Genomic DNA, 23,313 nt, shown 5'->3' with positions numbered 1-23,313 from the left:
CCTCGGAAGACCTCGACACCTACCCCGGTACCGACGCGCCAGCCACCATCCAACCAGCGACTACACCCTCAACTGTGAAGAGCCCAGAGCCCTCGTCGCAGCAACAGCCATCTGCTCGGTCAGATGAACCCGACGAACGCCAGGAGTTCCGTGAGGTGCTGGAGCGCGTTGCGGCAGTCCCTCAGTGGCGACTCGCCTCGAGCTCCAGCAGGCCTTGAGCCTGTACGACGGAGACCGACAGGGTCTTGTAGCCGACGTCGTCGAAGAGCACGGTCATCCGGTCTTTCTCGTACCCGAGAACCATGCCTGATCCCCATTTGGCGTGCCGCACGGTGCTGTGCAGCGGGTACGGGCCCTCGTCTGGGATCACCTCTGACGTGCCGCCGTCGCAGTTGTCGCAGTGCCCGCAGGGCAGGCTCAACTGCTCGCCGAAATAGCCCAGCAGCGACTGCATCCGGCAGCCCGGGCTCTCCGCGAAGCGGCGCATCATGTCTGTGCGGGAACGCTGCCCGGCCTGATAGCGGGCGTACTCAGCTAACGCCTCCCTGGCCGCCTGGGCCGGTAGGGGCGCATACCGCGCGACGCTGAGCTCGCCTCTTGTCCCGGTCACCACCGCACCGACCTGCTCGAGCAGGCTGATGTGGCTGGCGACCTTACGCGGACCCAGGCTGGTGGCCTTCGCCAGCGCGGTACGCGTCATCGGGCCACCGTGCAGGGCGGCGGCGACCGCTTGCAGCTCTGCCAGCTCAGGAGCGCCGCCGGTGAAGAAGCGTTGCAGGGCAATGTCCTCGGGCCGCCAGAGCAGCAACGCCCGGGCTGGTTGTCCGTCGCGCCCGGCCCGGCCGATCTCTTGCAGGTAGCTGTCGGGTGAGTCGGGCAGCGCCACATGTGCCACCCAGCGAATGTTCTGCTTGTCGATGCCCATGCCGAACGCCGACGTCGCGACCATGATCGGAATCCGGTCGGCGAGGAAGTCTTCGTGGCGGCGGTGCCGCATCCCCGCCGCCATGCCGCCGTGGTAGGCCTGCGCGGGGAAACCCGCATCGGACAGCCGTTCGGCAAGCTCCTCGGCGGCGCGCCGGGTCGGCGCGTACACGATGCCGGGTTGGTCGGCCTCCTTGAGCAGGATGAGAAGCTTCCGCCAACGGTATTCCTCGCTGGGACAGTGTGTGGCGGCCACGAAGAGGTTCGGCCGATCCAACCCGCCCAGAATCAGACGGGGCTTGCGCATGCCGAGCCGCGTGGTGATGTCGTCGCGCACCGGGGGCGACGCAGTGGCCGTCAACGCCACCACCGGCGGTCGTCCCAGGTCACGGATGAGGTGCCCGATGGTGAGGTAATCAGGGCGGAAGTCGTGCCCCCACGACGAGATGCAGTGCGCCTCGTCAACCGCCACCAGCGCCGGACGTAGCGCGCGGACCTCGGCCAGCCGTTCCGGCGAACTGAGCTGCTCCGGCGTGATGAACAGGAACGTCGCGGCACCCGAGCGCAGCTCGGCCAGGGCGGCGGCCTGCTTGCTCGGGCTCTCCGCAGAGCTGATCCGAACCGCGTGGAGGGTCGGATCGCCCCGCTCGTTGAGGTTGCCGATCTGGTCCTGCTGTAACGCCAGCAACGGTGAGATCACCACCGTGGGACCGCGCAGCAGCGTGGCCGGAACCTGGTAGACAGCGGACTTCCCGCCCCCGGTCGGCAGCACCACGAGCGCGTCCCGGCCCGCCAGAAGCGCCCGCATCGCGCGTACCTGGGCCGGCCGCAGCTTCTGCCAGCCGAAGTGTCTGCGGGCGGCGCGGCGCAGCCGGAGGGAGCGAAACATGAACATCATCGCGGGGATGCTAGCGAACGACGCATTCAGACGCCGGTTCGCGTTCGGAGGCGTCGTCACTGTGACCGGTCCGGGTCCTGGGCGCCGTACCGGCACCCGACGGTCAGATTGGATGGATCGGCGCGCTGGCGAAGACGCGGGCGGGGCCGTGGTCGAGGTGGCCGAGGATCACTCCGATCCGCCCGTGGCCGAGCGCGGTGAGGCCCGCGCGCTACCGTGGCGCGGGTGGTGATCGACTAATGGATGCTGGAACCGGGCGACAGCGGGCTGACCATGGCGTGACCGCGCGGTCCTGGCTGGCTGCGCGCCTCACACCCGGTGGCGCATTCGGCCTGCCGATGACCGTCAGTTTCCTGATGATCGCCGCCGCCGGGTGGGGACTGGGCGAGGTCGCCGAGGGTGTACGGGAGAACGACGATCTGGCTGCAGGCGATGCTGCGGCAACCGCCTGGGTGGTCGCTCACCGGACCGGGTGGCTCACCGCCGCTCTGCGGTTGGTCACCGACCTGGGCGGGATCTGGATGGCGTTGCTGTTGGTCGCCGTCGCGGCATTCTGCATGCCGTTGCCCGGCCCTCGCTGGCGCACGGCGGGTCTGATGGTGCTGGTCACCGGTGGAACCAGTGCGCTGGTCAACGCCGTGAAGCTGTTGATCGCCCGGCCCCGCCCGACGCTGCCGGACATGATCGCCGCAGCGAGTGGCTTCTCCTTCCCGTCCGGGCACAGCGCCCAGGCGGTCGCGGCGTACGCGTCGCTGGCGTACCTGGCCTGCCGGCGCTGGCCGGTGCCGGCGGTGCGGGTCTCGGCCTGGCTGGGTGCTGGCCTGGTGGTCCTGCTGGTCGGCTTCTCCCGGCTGTATCTGGGAGTGCACTGGCTCACCGATGTCCTGGGCGGGTACCTGCTGGCAGCGGCATGGACGACCACAGTCTGGGCGGTCGTCCGCTTCGCCACCGCACAACGGCACCGTCGCGTTGGGCGTGGGCGAGTTCGCGGAGGGCTTGAGCAGTGATGCCATCGACCCGTCCCGGCCTCCCGTCGATTCACCGGGGCACCTACTTTCCCCTGGCAACCACGGCGAGAAATGAGGATCGATGAGAGGAACCAAGCAGGTCGGCCTGGGGTTGGCGATGGCCGTACTGACCATGGCCCTGCCCGGTGCGCGGGACTTCCTCAAGCGGGTGGGCTGAATCAGAAGCACGGCGGCGACGCCACCGGCCGCCGGGGAGTGTCAGTGGCTACGGCTGCGCGGGGACGCAGTTGTTGCTCGTATGTGCAGGTGTGGTGCGCTGGAGTTCCCGGTACTGCCGGGCCTCACCGTGGTTGAAGGACGTTGAACGCGTCGTCGACCAGGGTTTTGAGGTCGAGTTTCCCGTCGCTGGACGTCCACGTGTCGACCGCGACGTTGAGGCAGTCGATGGCGGCGGCCGCCAGGACGGCATGGCGCAGGCCTTCGGAGCGACTCGATCGGCCGCCGTGCCGTGCCGCGAGCGCGGCGGCGAGCAGGGGCCGCCACACGCTCTGCTTCCTGAGCTGGCGGGCGCACAGTGCGGGGGTGCCGTGTACCAGGCGAGCCATCGCGAGGGTGCCGTGCGGGTCCTGGTGATAGTGCTGGGTGAGCAGGTCCAGCGCTCGGCGTAGGGCCGTCCAGTCGTCCTCGTCGGCGGGCCGGGCCCGCAGGGCGTCCGCGACCTGTTCACCCTGTGCGTCGAAGGCGCCGAGGACCGCCTCTTCCTTGCTGCTGAAGTAGCGCAGGAACGTGCTGCGCGAGACCCCGGCAGCGGCGGCGATGTCGTTGACGGTGACCTGGTCGAAGCCCTCCTGGCGGAACAGGTCGAAGGCGACATGGGCCAGTTCGGCCCGTACGGCCGCGCGGGCGATGTCTCTCGTACTCATCGGCCCTGCTCCCTTCATGTCGTCATGGTACGTGTCCTCGAACCGGTCTCGGGCCTCGTGATCGATACCAGCTCGCGCCTGCGAGCTATAGTAGCTCTGGTGAAACCGAGTCTCACTTATGAGTGAGCGTTACATCACCTGTATCACCCCTCTTGAACGGATTTGTCGTGTGACAACAACGCTGGGAATCCTCCGCAGCGGCACCTCGACGCCATGAACCACAGCCGCGCCACGGGTCCCCGCCGAGGAGATCCGGGCACCGCCGGCCATCACCCGGGAAGCAGGCCTCCATCGCGCGGCGGCCCGCGTCCAGGTGCCGTTGGTACCGCTGTTCGTGATCATGCGCTCGAGGATTAGGAGGGGCCCCGCGCGGGGCACACAAGATCAAGAAGGGCCTGACCGTTGACATGACGATCAAACCCCTTCGGTTGCCCCGTTCTTGACGAGTGGATCGGGACCGGACGGTACCGAGCCGCTGGTAGGCAGAAGGAAGGACCTGGTGCGCCCCGAAAGTCTGTTGTTGTTCGTCCTTGCGGCCGTCGCGGTCATCGTCTTCGCGCGGTGGTTGGCCTCGCGCTCGGGTCTGCCCGCGGCAGCGCTGCTCACGCTGATCGGCATCCTGTACGCCCTCCTGCCGGGACCGAACATCACCCTGGACCCGCACATCGTGCTGGCGATCGTCTTGCCGCCCTTGCTGTACAGCGCCGCGCTCGATTCGTCACTGCTGGCCATCCGCAGGAACATGCGCATCGTCGTCAGCCTGTCCGTGGTTCTGGTGCTCGTGACCGCCGTGGCCATCGGGGTGGGGTTCCACCTGTTCGTCGCCGGCGCGACACTGGCCGCGGGCGTCGCGGTCGGCGCGGCCGTCGCGCCACCCGACCCCGTGGCGGCGCTCGCGGTGGGCAGGCGGGTGAACCTTCCGCCGAAACTGGTCACCATCATCCAGGGCGAGGGGCTGCTCAACGACGCCACCGCGTTGACGGTCCTCAGCGTGGCGGTGACCGCAGCCGTCACCGACAGGTTCTCCTTCCCCTCGGCCGCCGGCCAGTTCGTTCTCGTGGCAGCCGGTGGGATCGCGGTGGGCGCACTGGTCGCGTGGGTGGTACGCCTGGCGCGACCGCTGACCAGGGATCCGCTGCTGGCCAACGCCATCTCGCTCGCCACCCCGTTCGTGGCCTACCTCCTGGGCGAGTACGTGCATGTCTCGGGGGTCCTCGCCGTGGTGGTCGCCGGTCTGATCGTCGGGCACTACACGCCCCGGCTCGCCTCCGGCGCGAGTCGACTCCAGACGAGCGCAGTGTGGCGGCTGGTCGACTTCCTCCTCGAGGGGTTCGTCTTCCTCCTGATCGGCCAGCAACTACCCAAGGTCGTGCGGGGACTGCAGCAGTACGACACCTCCACGATCATCATCGCGGCGGCGGTTTCCGTCGGCGTGGTGCTGCTCCTGCGCCCGCTGTGGCTGCTGGCGACCCAGTCGCTGCCCCGCTGGGCGCACACCCGCCTCGGCGGTGCCTCCGAGTACGACGACGACACCCCCGACGCCGCACGCCGCGAGGCCTGGGAGGCACGCAACGCTCGCCGGCTGACCGGTCGCGAAGTCGTCGCGCTCAGCTGGTCCGGTACCCGCGGCGTCATCAGTCTCGCCGCGATCTTCACCCTGCCGCTGGCAACGGACAGTGGCGCCCCCTTCCCGGACCGGGATCTGCTGCTGTTCTGCACCTTCGTCGTCGTGCTCGTGACACTGGTCGGCCAGGGGCTCACGTTCGCGCCGCTGGTGCGCGCGCTCGGCTTGCGTGCCGACGAGGCGGACCAGGCGCGCGTGCGCAACGAGGCCCGTTCGGCATCCGTCGAGGCCGCCCTGGCCCGGCTCACCGAAATCGCCGCCGAGGAACCGGAGAACATCGGCGCCATCGAGTCGATGCGCACCCAACTGAAGGCGCGCTTGGCCCGCTACCACGGCCGCCTCGACCTCCTGCAGGCGGCCGAGTCGTCACAGGTGCCGGCTTCACCGGAGTACGAAGCGGCGCTTCGCATCCGCCGAACCGTCATCGACGCCGAACGGGAAGAGTTGTTGCGATGGCGAGACGCCGGCCAACTGCCTGATGAAGGGCTGCGAGTCCTCGAACGTGAGCTGGATTATGAGGAGCTGCGCCTGCCCGCCCGGACACGGTAGGGGTTCAACCTTGCCCGCTGGTCTTCACGCACCCGGCCGCCGACAAACCTAGGCTGACGGCATGACGTACGGAGCTCGGGCGGTTGCCGTCGGACTGGTGCTTCACCCGACAAAGCCGGTCGACCCGTCGGTCGACACGATCGTCGCGTCGACCCGCGGCCACGCCGTGCGGATCCTGGCACGCGAGATCGACCGGCAGCGGGTCCCGGTCGAGGTCGAGGTCGTGCCCGACGCCCAATTCGTGGCCGAGGTGGACGGCCTGGTCGCGCTGGGTGGTGACGGCACCATGCTCGGCGCGATGCGACTGGTGGTCGACCGTCCCGTTCCCGTGCTCGGGGTCAACCACGGAAACCTCGGCTTCCTCGTCGAGGTGGCGCCCGCCCAGCTTCCGTCGGCGCTGGAGCAGCTCACCACTGGCGACTTCAGTATCGAGCAGCACGAGTGCCTTGAGGTGGGCGCCGACGGGGTCGAGCTCATGACGAGGTTCGGCTTCAACGACGTGGTGCTGAGCCGATCGGGCCGTACGGGCGCGGTCTCCATCGATCTCACCGTCAACGACGTGCATTTCGGCTACTACCGCGGGGATGCCGTCGTCGTCTCGACTCCCACCGGTTCCACCGCCTACAACTACGCAGCCGGTGGCCCGATCCTCTCCCCGTCCTCCGCGGCCATTGTGATCACCCCGGTTGCGCCGATATCCGGCATCAGCCGGCCCGTCGTGCTGGGCGTGGAGGACCGGATCTCCCTCGCCCCGGCAGCGGACAGCGCCCCGATCGCGATCGACGTCGACGGGACCCTGGCCGGCGAACTGCGGCACGGCGAACGGTTGACGGCCAGGGTGCGCCCCGAGGCAGCGCAGGTCGTACGGATCTCGGCGACGGAACACGCCCGCCGCAGCCGGGTCAAGCTCAGCCTGCTCGACCTACCACTGCGCCCGGACCAGCTGCTCGAGCTGATACCGCTGGAGTTGCGCCACAAAGCTGAGGCCGCGATCAGCCAGTCGAGGGCACCGATCACAGACTCACCCTGACGACCTCGCGCACTGCGTCGGGTCAGTCCCGGCCGACGGCGCGGCCGATCGCCTCCTCCACCCCGCCGATCCGATCAGCGAGCAGACCGAGCGCACCCACCGCGCGGTCCACCGGGTCGTCCGAGGCGCCACCGAGCGCTCGGGCCCGCTGGAACCCCGCCTTCACCTCGACCCAGCGCCGCGCCTGCGCCGGCGTCAGCCGGCCCCGCAGCTCGGCGAGCTTGAGCAGGTTGGCCTCCGCACCGGCGGCAAGGGTCTGCGCCTCGGCCAGGTAGTGGTCGTCGATGACCGCCTCCAGCTCCTCGTCGGTGAGCACCGGCACGATCCGCTCGGCGAGCTTGTTCATGTTCCGGTACGAGCCTTGGAGCTGGAACGGCGGCTCGGTACGGGAGTCGTCCGACTGGGCCGCCGAGGCGATGTACGCCTGGTTGTTGGCCAGCACCACCTGCTGCACCCGCAGCAGGTGGCGTAGGACCGCGACGATCTGCTCCAGCTCCACCGGCGAGTACGGGTGGGCGAGCTGATCCGCCCGGACCGTGTCGTCGCCCCGCGCCATCCGGACCAGCAGCTCGACATCGCCCCGGTCCCGCCCGGCCAGCGGCGCCAGCACGGGGTTGGAGGTGAGCGCGTTCTCGATGTAGCTGAGCGCGAACACCACCTCCCGGCCGGAGAGCACGTCGCCGAGGTTCCACACATCGGCCCGGTTGGCGAGCATGTCGGGCACCCGGAACCGCTGCCCCGACTCGGTGTACGGGTTGCCGGCCATGCAGACCGCGAACCGCTTGCCGCGCAGGTCGTACGTGCGGGTCCGGCCCTCCCAGACCCCCTCCATCCGGCGCTGGCCGTCGCAGAGCGGGATGAACTTCTGCAGCAGCTCCGGGGAGGTGTGCTGGATGTCGTCGAGATAGAGCAGGACGTTGTTGCCCAGCTCCAGCGCGAAGGAGATCTTCTCCACCTCCTGCCGGGCGGTCGCGTCGGGCGCCTGCGCCGGGTCGAGCGAGGTGACCGCCGAGCCCAGGGCCGGCCCGTCGACCTTGACGAAGACCAGGCCGAGCCGGCTGGCGACGTACTCCATCAGCGTGGTCTTGCCGTAGCCGGGCGGGGAGATCAACAGGAGCAGGCCGGACTGGTCCACCCGCTTGGCGTCACCCGTCGCGCCGAGCTGCCGGGCCAGGTTGTCGCCGATCAGCGGCAGGTACACCTCGTCGAGCAGGCGGTTGCGCACGAAGGCGCTCATCACCTTGGGCCGGTAATCCGCCAGCCGCAGCCGGTCCCGCTCGGCGGCCACCAGCGCGTTGCGCCGGCGCTGGTAGTCCCGGTACGCCGGCACGAGCTCGGTACGGTACCGGCGGGTGCGGGCCAGCGTCTCGTCCAGCCGCAGCGTGATCGCCGACCGGTCGATCCGTGGGTGCGCGCCGAGCAGTCCGCCGACCGTCTCCGACATGGTTGCTCTCGCCTCGTGCCGCGCCAGCTTCGCGCCGCACAGTTCGACGGCGACCGCCTCCGGCAGGTCGTACCCGGACAGGGAGCCGTCGTCGGTGGCGAGGAATGCGGTCAGCCACGCCTCGACGACCTGGTGCCGGCTGGCCAGGTCGCCGTCGAGCGCCCGCAGGTCGTCGTCGAATTCCCGTGTCGAGGGCGACTGCGGGCCGCCGAGGGCGCGCCGGAACCGGTCGAGCAGGGCACGCGCTCCGGCCCCGGTGGCGAAGCGGACGGGCCGCAGGGACAGCTCCTCGAAGAGGTACTCCCCCGCCAGGTCGGCCTCCCCGGCCGGCCCGGTCAGCCCGGCGTCGCGCAGGAACCGGCCGATTTCGGCGGCCAGCTCGGAGTGCAGCCGGTCGATCGCGTCACCGGCCGGCTGCGGCCCCACCCCGGCGACCTCGCCGGCCGCTGGGGAATCGGTGGCGGGCGGCGACAGCGGGCGGGCCGGTCGGCCGAACCGCTTCCGCGACCGGGCCAGCGAGGCGGCCCGGGCCGTCCAGGAGAGGCGGGCCGGCTCGTCGGTGCCGAACCGCCAGAAGAGCTGCGCCGCGGCCCGGGCGCCTGGCGGGTAGCGCAGCAGCCCGGCACCGGCGTGCAGGCGCAGCAGCGCCCGCAGGATCTCGGTGGCGTCGTGATCGTGTACGCCACCCTCGTAGCCCTCGTCGTAGCGGGCCTCGGCGTACCGGCGGACCAGCTTCCGCAGGTCGTCCGGCTCGTCCGCTGCCGCGTGCAGCCCGTCCAGGGTGAGCCCGTCCCGGCCCGCTTCGGCGTCGCCCAGGATCGAGGTGGCCAGGTACTCCGCGCGGTAGACCTGCGGCGACTCCGAGACCAGCAGCTGGTCCCAGAACCGGCGGGTGCGCTGGAACTCCTCGTCCCGGATCGGGGCGCGGTAGTCGGTGCCGGTCACCGCGACCGCCAACCGCCCGTCGTACGGGACCACGGTCACGTCGATCGGCTGGGTGTTGACCGCGAACCGGTGCCGGCCCAGCCGGATCGTCTCGCCGCCGTCGGCGTACAGGTCGAGTCGGTCGCGCAGCCCGCGGGCGGCCTCCTGCCGGGCGGCGCGGATCCGCCCGTCCAGCTCCTCGGCCCGGACCTGGTCGCCGAGCGTACGCAGCTCGTCGACGACCGCGCGCAGCTTGCCCACCATCGGGTCGGCCGCGAAGTACGTGTTGATCTCGTCGAGCGCGCCCAGGGTGGCGACCCGGCGCCGGACGCTGGCCAGGATGCGATCCGCCGACGAGACCAGCCGGTCGGCGCGGCGTGCCCGCTTCTCGAGCAGCGCCTGCTTGCGGGACGAGAACGCCTCGTAGATCTCGGTCCGGCGGGTCGCCAGCTCGGCGAGGAAGTCGTCGAACTCGCCGAACCGGGATTCCAGGTCCTCCACGCGCAGCAGCAGCCGGCCGAGCTGCTCGTCGCAGCGCTCGGCGGTGTCCGCCGCCGCCAGCGCCCCGGCCACGGCCTGACCGAGCAGCGCGAACTCGGCGGCGAAACCCGCCCTGCCCTCGACCTCCAGCAGCTCCCGACGGCGGTTGTCGAGCACGGCCCGGGCCCGGTTCACCCCGCCGAGCACCTCGCCGACGCGGGCCAGGATGCCGGTACGGACGGTCGCGTCGGCGATTTCCAGGCCGCCCACCACGTCGATGACGGTCTGCAGGCCCTCGGCGCGTTCGGTCAACCCGTCCCGGACCGGCGCGGCCTCGGCCACCGTGCCGATCGCGGCGGCCTGCGCGGCGAGCCGGTCCACTTCGTGCTGGTACCCGGCGAACGCGTCGTCCCGGTGCAGGAACTCCACCGCCCGGCGGCCCGCGGCGGCCAACTCGTCGTCGAGCCGCGCGGCGAGCTCGTCGACCCGCTCGTGGTCGACGTACCGCAGCTCCCGCAGGGTCTCGAGGTGGCCGCGCGCCTGGCGCAGCCCGCCCAGCTGCGTCACCCAGTCGTTTGCGGAGAGCGGCGCCTCGCCCCGGGCGCGGCGGGCCAGCGAGGCGATCCGGGCAGCGCTGTCGTCCACCGCGCTGCGCGCCTGTTCGGTCAGCGCCCGGACCTTCTCGTACTCGTCGAGGACCGCGCCCGCGGTGCGGCGCAGCTCGGCCAGCGGGGCCAGCAGGTCCCCGAGCTCGGTGTCGCCGAGCCAGTGGTAGTGGTCCACGGCCCGGGCGCAGGCGGCGATCAGCGCCTCGTAGACCCCGGACGCCGGGGCGGTGGCATCGACCATCCGGGCCACCGAGAGGCAGTCGGAGATGCCCCGGACGAGATCCGCGTTGCCGACCCGTTCCAACGGCCCGGTCCCGGCCGGCTGCGCGGCGGCGTACGCGTCCGAGACGTACGGCGTCTGCCAGACCTGCATCGGGTGGACCCGGGTCGGCTCCGCCGAGCTGGCCCGGAACACCACCAGCGTGCCGTCGTCGAAGAGCGAGAAGCCGTGGCACGGGATCGGTGCCGCGACCTCCTTACGGATGGCGTTGTACGGCAGCAGCAGCGAGCGTCCCTCGGCCCGGGCGTGGAAGACGTAGAGGACGTCCTCCCCGTTGGGTGAGCGGATGACCCGTTCGAACTCCAGGCTGGACACGTCGGTGTCGAAGGTACGGGTGACCCCGGTGGCCAGGTGGTAGCCGCCCGGGAAGATGATCCCGTGGTCCTCGGGCAGCCGCTGGCAGGCCGGCCCGATCCCGTCGAGCCGGACCACCTGCCGGGTCAGCGTGTTGAAGACCAGGTGCCGCCACTCGGTCTCCTTGTAGGGCCGCATCCGGAGCAGGATCAGCGGGCCGACCCGCGCCCAACTGACGTCGGCGTCGGCCAGGCTCTGCAACGGCTCGTCCACCGGCTCGCTGTAGATGCCCTCGCCGGTCTCGGTGTTGTTCTCCACCTTGACCGTCAGGGTGCCGCCCACCGTCTCGACGAAGACCTCGTTCTGGATGGAGATGTGCGGGTACCGGCCCAGGACGTGGTCCTCCCGGGTGGTCTCGATCCACTCGAAATCGTGCGACGGGGGGAACACATGCTCCCGCTCGCCCTGGTTGTCGAGGTACTCGACGCTGCCGTCGGTGCCGATCCGCCAACGCAGCACCCGGATGTCGTCGGTCCGCGGGCCGGTCTGGAACACGGCCAGCAGCCGCCCCTCGAACCGGCGTAGCTGCAGCAGCCGGGTCTGCCGGTAGTAGCGGTACAGCTCGCCGAAGTCGCGCAGGAACTGCGGGTCGCGCAGCAGCCCGGGCAGCTGGTCCGGGCCGGCCGCGTCGAACCGGAACACGTCCCCGTCGGCGCCGGTCTCCCGAGTGAAGCAGTGCAGCGAGAAGACGTCGTCGACCGTCGTCTCCCGCTTGAGACCGATGAAGACGTTGTAGCCGAAGAGCATCAACCCGCCGACCGAGACGATGTCCCGCGGCACGCAGTTGTGCGCGGTGCGGATCCGGACGGTGCTGAGCAGCCCCAGCTCCGCGCTGCCGAAGACCTCCAGCCGCCGGACGTTCAGCGCCTCCGCCCGCCGGGTCAGCTCGGCGGCCTGCCCGACCAGCCGGCTCCGCAGCACCTCGTAGCTGCCGGCGTCCAAGCCCACGCCGACCACCCCGCCGTCCGCCGCCGGGTCGCCGGTCGCCGCCGGGCTCGTCGGGGCATCGGCCCCGCCGGGCGTAGGCGCGGACGTACCGGCCCCGGCGCGGACGGCGTCGGGGCCGGTCACCGGCTCACTCACCGGCGCGCTGCCGCGGGCCGGCCAGGGCGGCCACCTGGGTGTCCGCCACGCCGAGGCGCTGCGCGGCCTTCAACAACTCCTGGAGCTTGCCCTGGTCGGCGGTGCCGGCGCGCATCTGCTGCAGGAGGAACGCGGACAGGGTGAGGTTCTGCATGTCCCCGGTGTTCAGCGAGCTGAGCATCCGGGTCAGGTCTTCGGTGAAGCTGGCGCTGCCGTCCCGCCACGGACGGGTGAGGTCCTGGGCCACGTCGGAGTGGGTGACGAAGCCGTCCACGCTCTTGCCGAACGAGATCGAGTTGAGTAGACGGTCGAAGAAGACGCTGTCCCCACCGACGATGTCGATGTTCGCCTTCTCCAGACCGGTCGAGACCAACTTCGCCTGCGCCTCGGCGACCTGCCGCTGGGCGTCCAGCCCGGCGAGGCGTACCTCCTTCTCCAGTTCGAGCCGGAGCCGGTACTCCTCGTGCCCGCGGGTGGCGTCGTCCAGCGCGGCCATCGCGGCGGCCTTGTCGGTGAGGCCCTCGGCCTCGCCCTTCAGCTTCTCGCGTACCGCCTCGGCGGCGGTCAGCGCCTTCTCGCGATCGACGGCGGCCTCCGCGCGGCCGACCTTCTCGATCGCCTCGGCGCTGCGCTCGCGGACCTGCACCTCGGCCAGGCCGGCGGCCGCGGCCTCGGCCTGGATCCCCTCGGCCAGCCGGATCTTCGCCCGGGCGTCCAACTCGGCGGCCTGCTGCCGCGCCTCGGCCAGCACCAACTCCTCGCGGGCCCTGAACTTGGCCGCCGCCTCGCCGGCCTCCGCCGCCTTGATGTCCTTGACCAGATTCTCCTGCGCCTCGGCCTCGGCCTGAATCACCACCGCCTGGCGGGTGCGCTCGGCCTCCTCGACCACCCGCAGGCGCTTGATGTGCTCCTCCTGCTCGGCGACGGTCTTCTCCACCGCGATCCGCTCGCGAATCACCTCGGCCATCGTCCGCTTCTCCGCCTCGACCTCCTTGTCCTTGGCGATCGTGCTCAGCTCGGTCTCCCGGTCCCGGCCGATCACCTCCAGCAGGCGGTCCTTCTCGATCCGCTCGGTCTCGATCGCGATGACCCGCTCCCGGTTCTTCTCCGCGACCGCGATCTCCCGCGCCCGGTTCTCCTGCTGGACGCCCAGCTGCTCATCGGTACGGATGTTCGCCGTCTCGGCCCGCAGCCGCTCCTCTGCCCGAACCCGGGTGATCTCCGCTTCCTCGCGGGCCCGCACCGTCTCGATCTCCCGGCGCTGCTTGGCCTCGGCGTCCGCCTGGCGCCGTTCCAGCTCCAGGATCGCCTCCCGGGCCTCGACGTTCTGGCGGGTGATCTCCTTCTCCTCGTTGCGCTGGAACTCGTTGGTCCGCACGTGCTCGATCGCGGTCAGCTCAGTGATCTTGCGGATGCCCTGGGCGTCGAGGATGTTCGCCGTGTTCAGCTGCGCCATCGGCGTCTGCTCCAGGAAGTCGATCGCCGCGTCCTCCAGGCTGTAGCCGTTGAGGTCGGTGCCGATCACCCGGATGATCTGGTCCCGGAACTCGTCGCGCTTGGTGTAGAGGTCGACGAAGTCGAGCTGCTTGCCGACCGTCTTCAGCCCCTCGGAGAACTTGGCGTTGAACAACTCCTGCAGCGTCTCCCGGTCGCTGGCCCGAGCGGTGCCGATCGCCTGGGCAACCTTGACCACGTCCTCGGCCGTCTTGTTGACCCGCACGAAGAAGGTGATCCGGATGTCGGCCCGGATGTTGTCCCGGCAGATCAGACCCTCGTTGCCGGCCCGTTCGATCTCGATGGTCTTGACCGAGATGTCCATGACCTCGGCCTTGTGCAGCACGGGCAGGACGACCGCGCCGGTGAACGTGACGTCGACGCGGCGGACCTTCGACACGATCAGCGCCTTGCCCTGTTCGACCTTGCGGAACAGACGGCTGATCAGGAAAAGCACGCCCAGGGCGACGAGGAGGATGACGGCGAGCAGTACGCCGATCCCGGTGGCGATGACATCCATGGTTGAGCGCGCGGGGCCGATCCGACGGTACGGCGGACGGACTGTCGCGCATCCTCCTTTCAATTGGGGCCGGGCTGTGTGGAACCGAGCCGGGCGGGAGGTGCCCGTCCGGTCTTGGATCGGAAGGTGACCCGTCGTCGCGGCGGACGGTCACCGACGACGGTTACGTCGGCGCATGGCGGGAAGGGTCGGAATCGACGGCGAAGTCGGCGGGCATCACCCAGAAGAACTCGCCCTCGACGTCGTAGTCGTAGATGAGCGCGGAACTGCCGGCGTGCAGCGGCTCGGCACCCGCCTGACGCACCTGCACGATCGCGGTGGATCCGTCGGCCGCGGCCACCTCCGCCTGACCGAAGTCGGCGGTCACCCGGCCGGTGCGGATGGTGCACAGGCTGCCGACGAAGGCCTGCCGGCTGGACTCCGTACCGGCCGGGAACAGGCGACCCAGCGGAACAGCGACCAGGCGGGTCACCAGCCCGGCGGCCAGCACGGCCACCAGCAGCACCCCGAACGACACCGCGATCCGGGCCGCCGCCCCGAGGCCGAGCCCGTCGAGCAGCACGGTGCCCGCCAGGCTGACGAACCAGGCCACCGCGACGAGCAGCGAGAACACGACGGCGCTGGGAACGCTGCCGAACCCGAGGCCGGCGAGGATGCCGCCGGGCACCCCGTCAACGTCGAGATCGTCCCCGAGATCCAGCACGCCGGTCAGCACCAGGAGCCAGTAGCCGACCACGACCAGCAGCAGGAAGCTGAAGAGCACGGTGGGGAAGCCGAGTGCCGCACCAAGGAAGCCAGTCACCGCGTCCCCTCTCCGTACCCGACGGCCCGTACGGCCACCGGCAAGATGATCGTGACACGGGGTGTCAACGGCCGGCGACCGGAGTGGTGGGCGGTGAGCTTCAGACCGAGGCTCTGACGAGGAGGGACGTGTGCCGGCTCCACAGCCACCGCAGGTACTGCTGCAGCTCCTCGGGCGTGGCGACCCATCCCTCGTCCAGGTACGCGAGGATGCGCTTCACCTCCCCCGGTACGAGGTCGTAGGCGGTGGCTCCGGTTTCCGGGACGGGCGTGTCCGGGGGTACGGCCACGGGAACCGGGATGATGGGAAGGCGAAGGCCACTCCCGAGAAGCGCCTTGAGGACCGTGAGGTAGGCGCGCGGAAGATGGTAGGGGGACACGACGAGTGCGAGACTCGTGATGCCGCGGCCCTTGACCTGGTTCACGATCCACGCGGCCTGCAGGCCCGTGTTGGGGGCCGGGTCGGCCTGCAGGCGGACCCCGTCGACGCGACGCAGGCCGAGGCTGCGCAGGTAGTCGAGCGTGATCTCGACATAAGACTCCTCAGCCGGGTTCCCGTTCGCCACCAGGAGGTAGCGGAGGCCGGGGTTCGCCTCCCAGTGGCGAATCGCATGGGTGAAACGCCACTCCTCGCCTTGACCGCTGAGAATGACGAGTGCGTCGACGTGGTCGGCGGCCGACTGGGGCAGAGCCAGGATCACCGTGAAGGCTCTCACCACGTCCAGGAACTGGCCGGCGCTGAAGCCGACGAGGTCCACATCCCTCACGATCCGAGGGGTCGCGCTGTGGGGATTCACCGGATACTCCGCCCTCACCCTCCATCGGGCCCCAGCCTCGGGCACGCCCGCCCAGTCGATGCCCCGGGGCCAGGGCCGGCTGCGGGTACGCGGCTGCGGCCGCGTACCCGCAGCTCATGGCTCCTCAGCCGCAGTTCCCCCAGGTGTACCTACCGTTGCCCTGCCACATCGTGCCGTTCAGGACCTCACCCTCGTACATGACGCAGGAGTCCCGCGCGGAGCGTTGCTTCGCGGCGTAGTACTTGTAGTTGCCCGAATCGGTGACCCAGGAACTCCCCTCGACCCGCAGGCTTGCGGCGACCCCGGTTGTCGATCCGACGGCCACCGCCTTGAGGGTGGCGACGCAGTTGTAGCCGGTCGCGCTGTTGTACATCAGGTAGACGTCGCCCACCTTGGTGCTGCCGGCGTAGATCGACCGGTGGCCGTCGGATACCTGGGCCCACGAGCCGCCGAAGTCGTTGTTGCAGGCTTGTGCCGCGGTGAACGGGTTCGTCGCGGCGTGGGCCGGCGACCCGAACGTCGCCACCGCAACAGCCACCGAGAGAATCGAGATCGACAGTCGTCGCACTATTACGCGCACACAGTCCTCCAAAGCTCCGGCGCGAGGATCACGCACGTGTCAGGCGCCATAAATCCACATCGGATGATCAACAGTACACACCGCGCCGCAATCTCGGCCCGGGAGGACGCCCGCCGGCTACTCCCAGTGGAGTAGGCGGAAGAAGTACCGCGGGCGGCGGTTGCCTACCCAGGGCGGACGAAGGCGCGCGCCTGGGCGGAGACGATCGGTGGCATGCCAGAAAAGTCGCTGTCCCCACACGTCGCAGATGGTGTCCTGGCCCCGGTGGCGGAGCACTGGCGGCTGCGCCGGGGCCCCCTGCTGATCACGTCATCGCTGGCCGTCACGGGCGGCACCCTGATCTATATCGCTCCGCTGGCCGCAGTGTGGCGTACCGCGTGGCCGTACGCTCTGCTGTTTGCCGCGCTGGGCATCGCACAGCTGGGAACCGTTGCCGGCGTGCTGGCCCGCCCCGCGTCGCGGCGGGTGCTGCTGGCTGCCGGTGCAGCGCTGGCCGTACTCGTCCTGTGGCTCCTGACCCGCGGCACACCGGCCCTGCCGGGTCCGTCGCCGTGGGCGCCGGCCGACTCGGTGATCGGGTTCACCGACTACATCTGCGCGGGCCTGCAGGTGATCGGCGTAGCGGGATTCGGCATCGTGTGGGTCCTCGGCGCGGTGGCCGCCTCCAGGGGGGCCGACGCGCGGGGCGCGCGCCGGCCGCGGCTGCGCCGGGTGGCCGGGGTGGTCGCTGTCGCGCCGGTGACGCTGGTCGTGCTCCTGGCCACGTTCGTGGGGTTCAGCGGGGCCAGCGACGGGCTCGCGGGAGCCGGGTTCCCCGGCGACACGGTGGCTCCGCGCCACCTGCCTGCCGGGCAGCGCAGCACGGTTGCGTACTGCCGGATGGACGGAGTGCCGCTGGCTATGGACATCTATACCCCACCGGCCGGGCGGGCGACGCCGGGCCGGGGTGCGCCGGTGGCGATGTATATCCACGGAGGTGGTCTGGTCATCGGCGATCGGAAACTTTCCGGGCTGGGGGCATCCCTGGCCGACCACGAGGCTGCGCTGTTCACCCCGCTGCGGGAGCGGCTGAATGCCCGTGGCTACCTTGTCGCCTCGATCGACTACCGGCTGACCCCTGCCGCCCCGTGGCCCGCCCCGTTCGAGGATGCCAAGTGCGCGGTGCGGTTCCTTCGAGCGCACGCGATCGACCTCGGAATCGACCCGGCGCGTATCGGTGTGTGGGGCGCCAGTGGTGGCGGTTGGCTCTCCTCGATGCTGGGTGTGGCCGGTCGGCAGGGCGGGTCCGGCCCGTACGCCGAACACTCCAGCGCGGTTCAGGCGGTGGTGGACATGTTCGGTGCGACCGACCTCAACGACTTCGCCGACGCGCCGCCGTTCATCCGGTTCCTGCTCTGGGCCGGTATCGGTACGTCCACGGCTACCCGCCACTCGGCCAGCCCGATCAACTACGTCACCGGTGATTCGCCGCCGTTCCTGATCCTGCACGGTGACCTGGACGAGGACATGGCACCGCGCCAATCCGTCCGGTTCGCCGAACGGCTGCGCGCCGCCGGCGTGCCGACAGAGTTCGTCGAGGTCGCCGGCACCGGGCACACCCTGGCCACCCCTCGTCAGCAACCGTCGCCGCAGGAGGTGGCCGACATGGTGGTGGATTTCTTCGCCGCAACACTGCGATGACGCCCGTTCAGGGCTGCCGTACGGCGGGACGGCCCGTGGCGGATCGGGCGTCCGGGCGCATACGGTGAGCGGGTGTTGAGGAGCGGGCCGGTGCTGCGACGGTGGATGGTGGACGCCGGAATCGCGCTCGCGGTGCTGGTTGCCGCCGAGATCGCGATAGCGACCGGCCGCGAGGACGGCTCGGTCGACCGGGACTGGTTCGCGTACCTGCTCGGAGTGGCGATCGCGGCACCGCTGCTGCTGCGCCGGCGATATCCGACCGTCATGTTGTACGCCGTCTCGGCGGTGCTGCTGCTGTTCTACGCCCTCGACTATCCAGGCTTCCCGCCGGCAGTGGTGCTCGCGGTGCCGCTGTACGACGCGACGCGCGCGGGGCGGCTGCGGTGGGCGGTGCCGGTGCCGGTGTTCTTCCTGACCGTCGGTACCGTCGTGCTGATCGCGCACCGGGAGATGCCGCCGCTGGAACTGCTCGCCGCGTTCCTACCACAGGCCACGACGCTGGCGGCGGCGATGCTGCTCGCCGCGTTGATGAGCAGCCGGGCCGCGTACGCCGCGGAGGTGCGGCACCGACTGGCCCAGGCGGAACGAGAACGTGAGCAGGAGGCGCAGCGCCGGGTGACCGAGGAACGGCTGCGGATCGCCCGCGACCTCCACGACACGGTGGGGCACGCGATCGCCACCATTACCGTCCAGTCCGCCGCCGGGCTGCGGCTGCTCGACGGTGAGCCGGAGCGGGCTCGAGAGGCGTTGGTGAGTATCCGGGGCACTGGCAAGGCGGCGCTCGCCGAGATGCGGGCCACCCTCGGTCAGCTGCGCTCTGATGGCGAGCCGAACCGGCACGGGCGTGGGCCGGCGGAGCAGGACACGGGACTGCACCGGCTGCCCGAGTTGCTGGCCGCAGTGCGGGCGGCGGGACTGCCGGTCGAGGTGGACGGAGAGTTGGCCACCGAGCAGCTGCCCGGGGCGCTCGACGAGGTGACGTATCGGATCGTGCAGGAGTCGCTGACGAACGTGCTGCGGCACGCCGGGTCCGCCGCTCGCGCCGAGGTGGTGCTGCGGGCGCTGCCGAACTCGCTGTGTGTGGAGGTACGCGACGACGGGGTGGGCGGCCTCGCCCGCGGGATACCGCCCGGCGGGCGAGGGCTGATTGGAATGAGGGAACGCATCGAGGCGCTGGGCGGTCGATTGACGGCCGGCCCCCGGCCGGACGGCGGTTTCCACGTCCGGGCGATACTGCCCCGGCCCGCGCCGGAGGGATCACCGGCCCGGGAGACGCTGGAAGGTAGGGCGCCGTGATCCGGGTGTTGCTCGTCGATGACCAGGCCCTGGTGCGGGCCGGATTCCGGGCCCTGCTGGAGGGCGTACCCGGCATTGAGGTGGTGGGCGAGGCCGGCAATGGCGGCACGGCGGTGGCCCTGGCCCGGGAGCTGCGCCCGGACGTGGTGCTGATGGACATCCGCATGCCCGATGTGGACGGTGTGACCGCGACCCGTCGGATCACCGCCGATGCACAGCTCTCGGCGGTGCGGGTGCTGGTGTTGACCACGTTCGCCGAGGAGGATGACGTGTTCGCCGCCCTCCGCTCCGGGGCCAGCGGCTTCCTGGTCAAGGACACCGACCCGGACGAGCTGGTGCAGGCCGTACGCGTGGTCGCCCGGGGCGATGCGCTGCTGTCTCCCAGCGTCACCCGGGCGGTGATCAGACGCTCGGTCGGGGCGGGCCAGCCCGCCGCCAGGCCGAGGCCCGAGCCACCGGAGCTGGCCCTGCTCACCGCCCGGGAACGAGAGGTGGTGCAACTCGTCGCGGCCGGCCTGAGCAACGACGACATCGCCGCCCGCCTGGTGGTCAGCCCGCTCACCGCGAAAACCCACGTGTCCCGGGGGATGGCCAAGATCGGCGCGCGGGACCGGGCCCAACTGGTGGTCTTCGCCTACCAGAACGGCCTGGTCACCCCGGACGGATACGACGCTCGGAGTACGCCCCGGTAGCAGGTCAGCCCGGAAGGTGTCTTCGCTGGGGGGACGTTTCCGCCTCGGGCACGCCGGACGATCGGCGTCATGACCGACTCATGGCTCTCCCGCCTCGCCGCCTTCTGCCATCGGCGCCGATTGACGGTGCTGTCCGGCTGGATCGTGCTCGCCGCGACCGTGGTGCTGCTCGCCGTCGGGTACGGCGCCGGCTCCGACAATGAGTTCAGCACCGACGCCACGCAGTCCGGCCAGGCGCAGCAGTTGATCGCCAAACACTTCCCCGGGTTCACCGGGGACAGCCTGACGCTGGCCGTGAAGTCAGACGCCACCCTGGACGATCCCACCGTGCGGGCCCGGGTGCAGCGCGTCGTCGACCTGCTCGCCGCCACCGGGCACGTCGCCCGGGTCAGCTCCCCCTACGACGCGCCGGACCAGATCGCCGCCGACCGGCGCACCGGGTACGCCGTGGGGATGCTCGACGTCCCCAGCGACGAGATGCCGGTCGCGACGACCCAGGAACTGCTCGACCAGGTACGCGGCGCCAGCGGGTCGGGGGTGACCTTCGCCTTGGCCGGGCCGGCCGTGAACAACGTCGAGACTCCCGGGGGTGGCCCGGCTGACGCGGTGGGGCTGGCCGCGGCGGCCGTCGTCCTACTCATCTCGTTCGGCTCGGTGCTGGCGATGGGGCTGCCCATCGTCACCGCGGTCCTCGGAATCGCGGTAGGCCTGTCCGGGATGTCCCTGCTGGGGCACGTGTTCCCGGCTCCCGGCTTCGCGCCGGTCCTGGCCAGCATGATCGGCCTCGGGGTGGGCATCGACTACGCCCTGTTCATCGTGACCAGGTACCGGGAGGCGCTGCACTCCGGACGTACCCCACGCCAGGCGGTGGTGACCGCGACCGCGACCGCCGGGCGGGCGGTGCTGTTCGCCGGCGCCACCGTCGTGGTGGGCCTGGCCGGGCTGCTGCTCACCGGACTCGGCTTCATGCGCGGCCTGGCGGTCGGCGCGGCCGTGACGGTCCTCGCGACCATGCTGGCCGCGGTCACCCTGCTACCCGCGCTGCTCGGCCTGGTCGGGCACCGGATCGACCGGCTGTCGGTGCATCGTCGGCGCGCCTCGGCCCGGCCCTGGTCGTCCCGCTGGGCCGACACCGTCATCCGCCGGCCGCTGGTCGCCGCCCTAGCCGGGGTGCTGGTACTGGCCGCGCTGGCCGCGCCGGCGCTGGGCCTGCGGCTGGGCATGCCCGACGCGAGCACCCAGCCTCGGGACACCAGCGCCTACGCCGCGCACCGGATCCTCGCCGACGGGTTCGGCGCCGGCTTCGACGCCACCCTGTCGGTCGTGGTCAGCCTGCCCGAAGGCGATCCGGATCGGGTCGCCACGGCCATCGCGGCCGAGCCCGGTGTGGCATCGGTGAGCCCACCGCGGCGCAGCGACGACGGAGCCGTCGCCCTGCTCGCCGTCCGCCCGACCACCGGTAGCCAGGACGAGGCCACCGTCGAACTGGTGCACCGGCTGCGGGCGATCACCGCGGACCAACCGGTACTGGTCGGTGGCGTGGTCGCCGCGGCCATCGACTTCGCCGAACTGACCGCCGACCGGCTCCCCCTGGTGGTCGTGGTGGTGGTCGGCCTGTCCCTGCTGTTGCTGGTGATGATCTTCCGGTCCCTGCTGCTCGCGATGAAGGCCGGCCTGCTCAACCTGATCTCGATCGGCGCGTCGTTCGGGGTACTCGTCGCGGTGGTGCAGTGGGGCTGGCTGGGCGAGGTACTGAACTTCCCCACCACGATGCCGGTCACCGCCTGGGTGCCGCTGATCATGTTCCCGGTACTGTTCGGACTCTCCATGGACTACGAGGTCTTCCTGGTGTCCCGAATCCGGGAGGCGTACGACACGATCGGCGACACGCGGCTGGCGGTACGCGAGGGGCTCACCCGCACCGCCCGGGTGATCACCGCCGCCGCGGCCATCATGATCGCCGTGTTCCTGTCCGTGATGCTCGGCGCCGATGTCGGTGTCAAGCAACTCGGCCTCGGCCTGGCCGTCGCGGTGTTCGTGGACGCCACCATCGTGCGGCTGATCCTGCTGCCGGCCACGATGGAACTCGTCGGCCGGTTCAACTGGTGGCTGCCGGGCTGGCTCGACCGGGCACTGCCCAGGGTCCGCCTCGACGGTGCCGAACCCGCGACCGGCGCTGAATCCGTACGCCTGACGGAGGCGGCGACGGTGTGAGAACGGAGGCCTGACGGGCGGCGCCCACCTGAACCGTCACGAGCTACGTGGTTGCCCAGCCGTAGCCGCTGCCGTTGCGCCGTAGCACGGTGTGTGCTGCCTGGAGAAGGGCGGTGAGAGCGGGATGGTCACGGTTGGGGAGCCAGGCCAGGGCCGCCGTGGACAGCGGTAGATCCGAGACATCGACGTAGGCGACGCCCCGGCGGTGGTAGTCGCGGCGGGCCTCGGCGGGCAGGAAGGCGATGGCCTGGCCGCGGGCGACGGCCGACAGCAGCGCATCCATGTCCCCGACCACGGGGCCGTAGCGTACGGCGCTGCCGTCGGGGCGGGGGTTGACCGTCCAGTAGTCCCACCACTCCCGCAGCTCGGGGATCGGGACGTCGGCCACCACGCGGTCGGACAACTGGGCCAGGGTGAGCGGTGCCTGACCCACCAGCGGGTCATCGGCGGGCAGACACGCTACGCGGGGCTCGGTCGCCAGGTGCAGGCTCCGCAGGCCGGGCGGCAGCGGGGGCCGGAGGAACGCGGCGTCGACCTCGCCGCGGGGCAGGACGTAGACCTGCTCGACGAAGTTGACGGAGCGGATCTCCATGGTGATCCCGGGATGCCGGGCAGACAGTTCGGCGAGGATGGCGGTCACATATGGCATGAAGGCCTCGCCACCGATGGCGCCGATCTTCAGGTGGCCCCGCACCTGCCGGGCGTAGGTGGCGGCGACCCCCTGCAGGCGTTCCATGGCAGTGACCAGCTCACGCGCTTCAGGCACCAGAGACCGACCGGCCTCGGTGAGATCCACCCGGCGGGAGGAGCGTCGCACCAGGTCAACGCCCAGCCGGTTCTCCAGCGCCCGGATCTGCTGGCTGAGCGCCGGCTGCGTCAGGAACAGGCGCTGGGCCGCACGGCCGAAGTGCAGCTCTTCGGCCAGCACCAGAAACAGCCGTAGCTGGTGAACGCTGGGCTCATGGGTGGCGGGCCGTGACGGTCGGCCACCGGCGCCGCTGGTGGTCATAAAGAGCAGTTTATCAATCAAGCCCGAGAGCAAATCGCCGATCGCTGTACGGCAAACGCTTGTCAGGCCACGATTGGCGGACAGGCAGGCCACTCGCACCATCCACGACGGCGCAGGCAACGGGGGCGTCGTGGAGCGGTC

15 protein-coding genes are annotated in these 23,313 nt (G+C 70.8%); 7 read left to right on the top strand and 8 right to left on the bottom strand.

The window, feature by feature from the left end:
- Positions 1 to 181: 181 nt before the first annotated feature.
- Positions 182 to 1,822, bottom strand: coding sequence for a RecQ family ATP-dependent DNA helicase (locus ACNAVT_RS12915; RefSeq protein ID WP_416295913.1), 1,641 nt, complete (start codon positions 1,820 to 1,822; stop codon positions 182 to 184).
- A gap of 338 nt (positions 1,823 to 2,160) precedes the next feature.
- On the opposite strand from ACNAVT_RS12915, the gene ACNAVT_RS12910 reads away from it, so the two are divergent.
- A complete protein-coding gene (locus ACNAVT_RS12910; RefSeq protein ID WP_416295911.1) occupies positions 2,161 to 2,829 on the top strand; it encodes a phosphatase PAP2 family protein in 669 nt (222 codons plus the stop codon).
- Positions 2,830 to 3,131: 302 nt separating this feature from the next.
- On the opposite strand, the gene ACNAVT_RS12905 is transcribed toward ACNAVT_RS12910, so the two are convergent.
- Positions 3,132 to 3,713, bottom strand: a complete 582-nt coding sequence (locus ACNAVT_RS12905) for a TetR family transcriptional regulator (protein WP_416295909.1) — start codon at positions 3,711 to 3,713, stop codon at positions 3,132 to 3,134.
- A gap of 499 nt (positions 3,714 to 4,212) precedes the next feature.
- Between ACNAVT_RS12905 and ACNAVT_RS12900 the strand changes: the two genes are divergently transcribed.
- Both ACNAVT_RS12900 and ACNAVT_RS12895 read left to right on the top strand, forming a co-directional pair.
- Positions 4,213 to 5,886 carry a Na+/H+ antiporter gene (locus ACNAVT_RS12900; protein ID WP_416295907.1) on the top strand — a complete coding sequence of 558 codons (1,674 nt, stop codon included), beginning with the start codon at positions 4,213 to 4,215 and terminating at the stop codon, positions 5,884 to 5,886.
- A gap of 61 nt (positions 5,887 to 5,947) precedes the next feature.
- Positions 5,948 to 6,916: an NAD(+)/NADH kinase gene (locus ACNAVT_RS12895; RefSeq protein WP_416295905.1), complete on the top strand. Its 969-nt coding sequence runs from the start codon at positions 5,948 to 5,950 to the stop codon at positions 6,914 to 6,916.
- 22 nt (positions 6,917 to 6,938) lie between these two features.
- On the opposite strand, the gene ACNAVT_RS12890 is transcribed toward ACNAVT_RS12895, so the two are convergent.
- The 5 genes from ACNAVT_RS12890 to ACNAVT_RS12870 all read right to left on the bottom strand — a co-directional run bounded on the left by ACNAVT_RS12890 (position 6,939) and on the right by ACNAVT_RS12870 (position 16,239).
- The gene (locus tag ACNAVT_RS12890; protein WP_416295903.1) at positions 6,939 to 12,089 is read right to left on the bottom strand and encodes a DNA repair ATPase; all 5,151 of its coding nucleotides are present in this window, start codon (positions 12,087 to 12,089) and stop codon (positions 6,939 to 6,941) included.
- The gene (locus ACNAVT_RS12885) at positions 12,082 to 14,103 is read right to left on the bottom strand and encodes a flotillin family protein (RefSeq protein ID WP_416295901.1); all 2,022 of its coding nucleotides are present in this window, start codon (positions 14,101 to 14,103) and stop codon (positions 12,082 to 12,084) included. Before ACNAVT_RS12885 ends, ACNAVT_RS12890 begins: the two co-directional genes overlap by 8 nt.
- A gap of 163 nt (positions 14,104 to 14,266) precedes the next feature.
- Positions 14,267 to 14,905: a hypothetical protein gene (locus ACNAVT_RS12880; RefSeq protein ID WP_416295900.1), complete on the bottom strand. Its 639-nt coding sequence runs from the start codon at positions 14,903 to 14,905 to the stop codon at positions 14,267 to 14,269.
- Between the two features lie 100 nt (positions 14,906 to 15,005).
- Positions 15,006 to 15,671: an ElyC/SanA/YdcF family protein gene (locus tag ACNAVT_RS12875; RefSeq protein ID WP_416295898.1), complete on the bottom strand. Its 666-nt coding sequence runs from the start codon at positions 15,669 to 15,671 to the stop codon at positions 15,006 to 15,008.
- A gap of 154 nt (positions 15,672 to 15,825) precedes the next feature.
- Complete coding sequence (locus ACNAVT_RS12870) at positions 15,826 to 16,239, bottom strand: hypothetical protein (RefSeq protein WP_416295896.1); 414 nt, start codon at positions 16,237 to 16,239, stop codon at positions 15,826 to 15,828.
- A 255-nt stretch (positions 16,240 to 16,494) separates the two neighbouring features.
- Between ACNAVT_RS12870 and ACNAVT_RS12865 the strand changes: the two genes are divergently transcribed.
- The 4 genes from ACNAVT_RS12865 (at position 16,495) to ACNAVT_RS12850 (ending at position 22,163) form a co-directional block, all read left to right on the top strand.
- Entirely contained in the window at positions 16,495 to 17,961 is a 1,467-nt protein-coding gene (locus tag ACNAVT_RS12865) for an alpha/beta hydrolase fold domain-containing protein (RefSeq protein WP_416295895.1), read from the top strand.
- A gap of 90 nt (positions 17,962 to 18,051) precedes the next feature.
- Positions 18,052 to 19,257 carry a sensor histidine kinase gene (locus ACNAVT_RS12860; RefSeq protein ID WP_416295893.1) on the top strand — a complete coding sequence of 402 codons (1,206 nt, stop codon included), beginning with the start codon at positions 18,052 to 18,054 and terminating at the stop codon, positions 19,255 to 19,257.
- The gene (locus ACNAVT_RS12855; protein ID WP_416295891.1) at positions 19,254 to 19,949 is read left to right on the top strand and encodes a response regulator; all 696 of its coding nucleotides are present in this window, start codon (positions 19,254 to 19,256) and stop codon (positions 19,947 to 19,949) included. Before ACNAVT_RS12860 ends, ACNAVT_RS12855 begins: the two co-directional genes overlap by 4 nt.
- A 69-nt stretch (positions 19,950 to 20,018) precedes the next feature.
- Entirely contained in the window at positions 20,019 to 22,163 is a 2,145-nt protein-coding gene (locus tag ACNAVT_RS12850) for an MMPL family transporter (protein ID WP_416295889.1), read from the top strand.
- Positions 22,164 to 22,206: 43 nt separating this feature from the next.
- Here the strand turns inward: ACNAVT_RS12850 and ACNAVT_RS12845 are convergent, their stop codons facing one another.
- Complete coding sequence (locus ACNAVT_RS12845; RefSeq protein WP_416295887.1) at positions 22,207 to 23,172, bottom strand: LysR family transcriptional regulator; 966 nt, start codon at positions 23,170 to 23,172, stop codon at positions 22,207 to 22,209.
- Positions 23,173 to 23,313: the final 141 nt, after the last annotated feature.

Source organism: Micromonospora sp. SL4-19 (genome assembly GCF_047921475.1).
In the GTDB taxonomy this organism is placed as follows: domain Bacteria; phylum Actinomycetota; class Actinomycetes; order Mycobacteriales; family Micromonosporaceae; genus Micromonospora.
The sequence above is the reverse complement of the archived record's forward strand: the minus strand, read 5'-3'. Positions and strand labels throughout refer to the sequence as shown.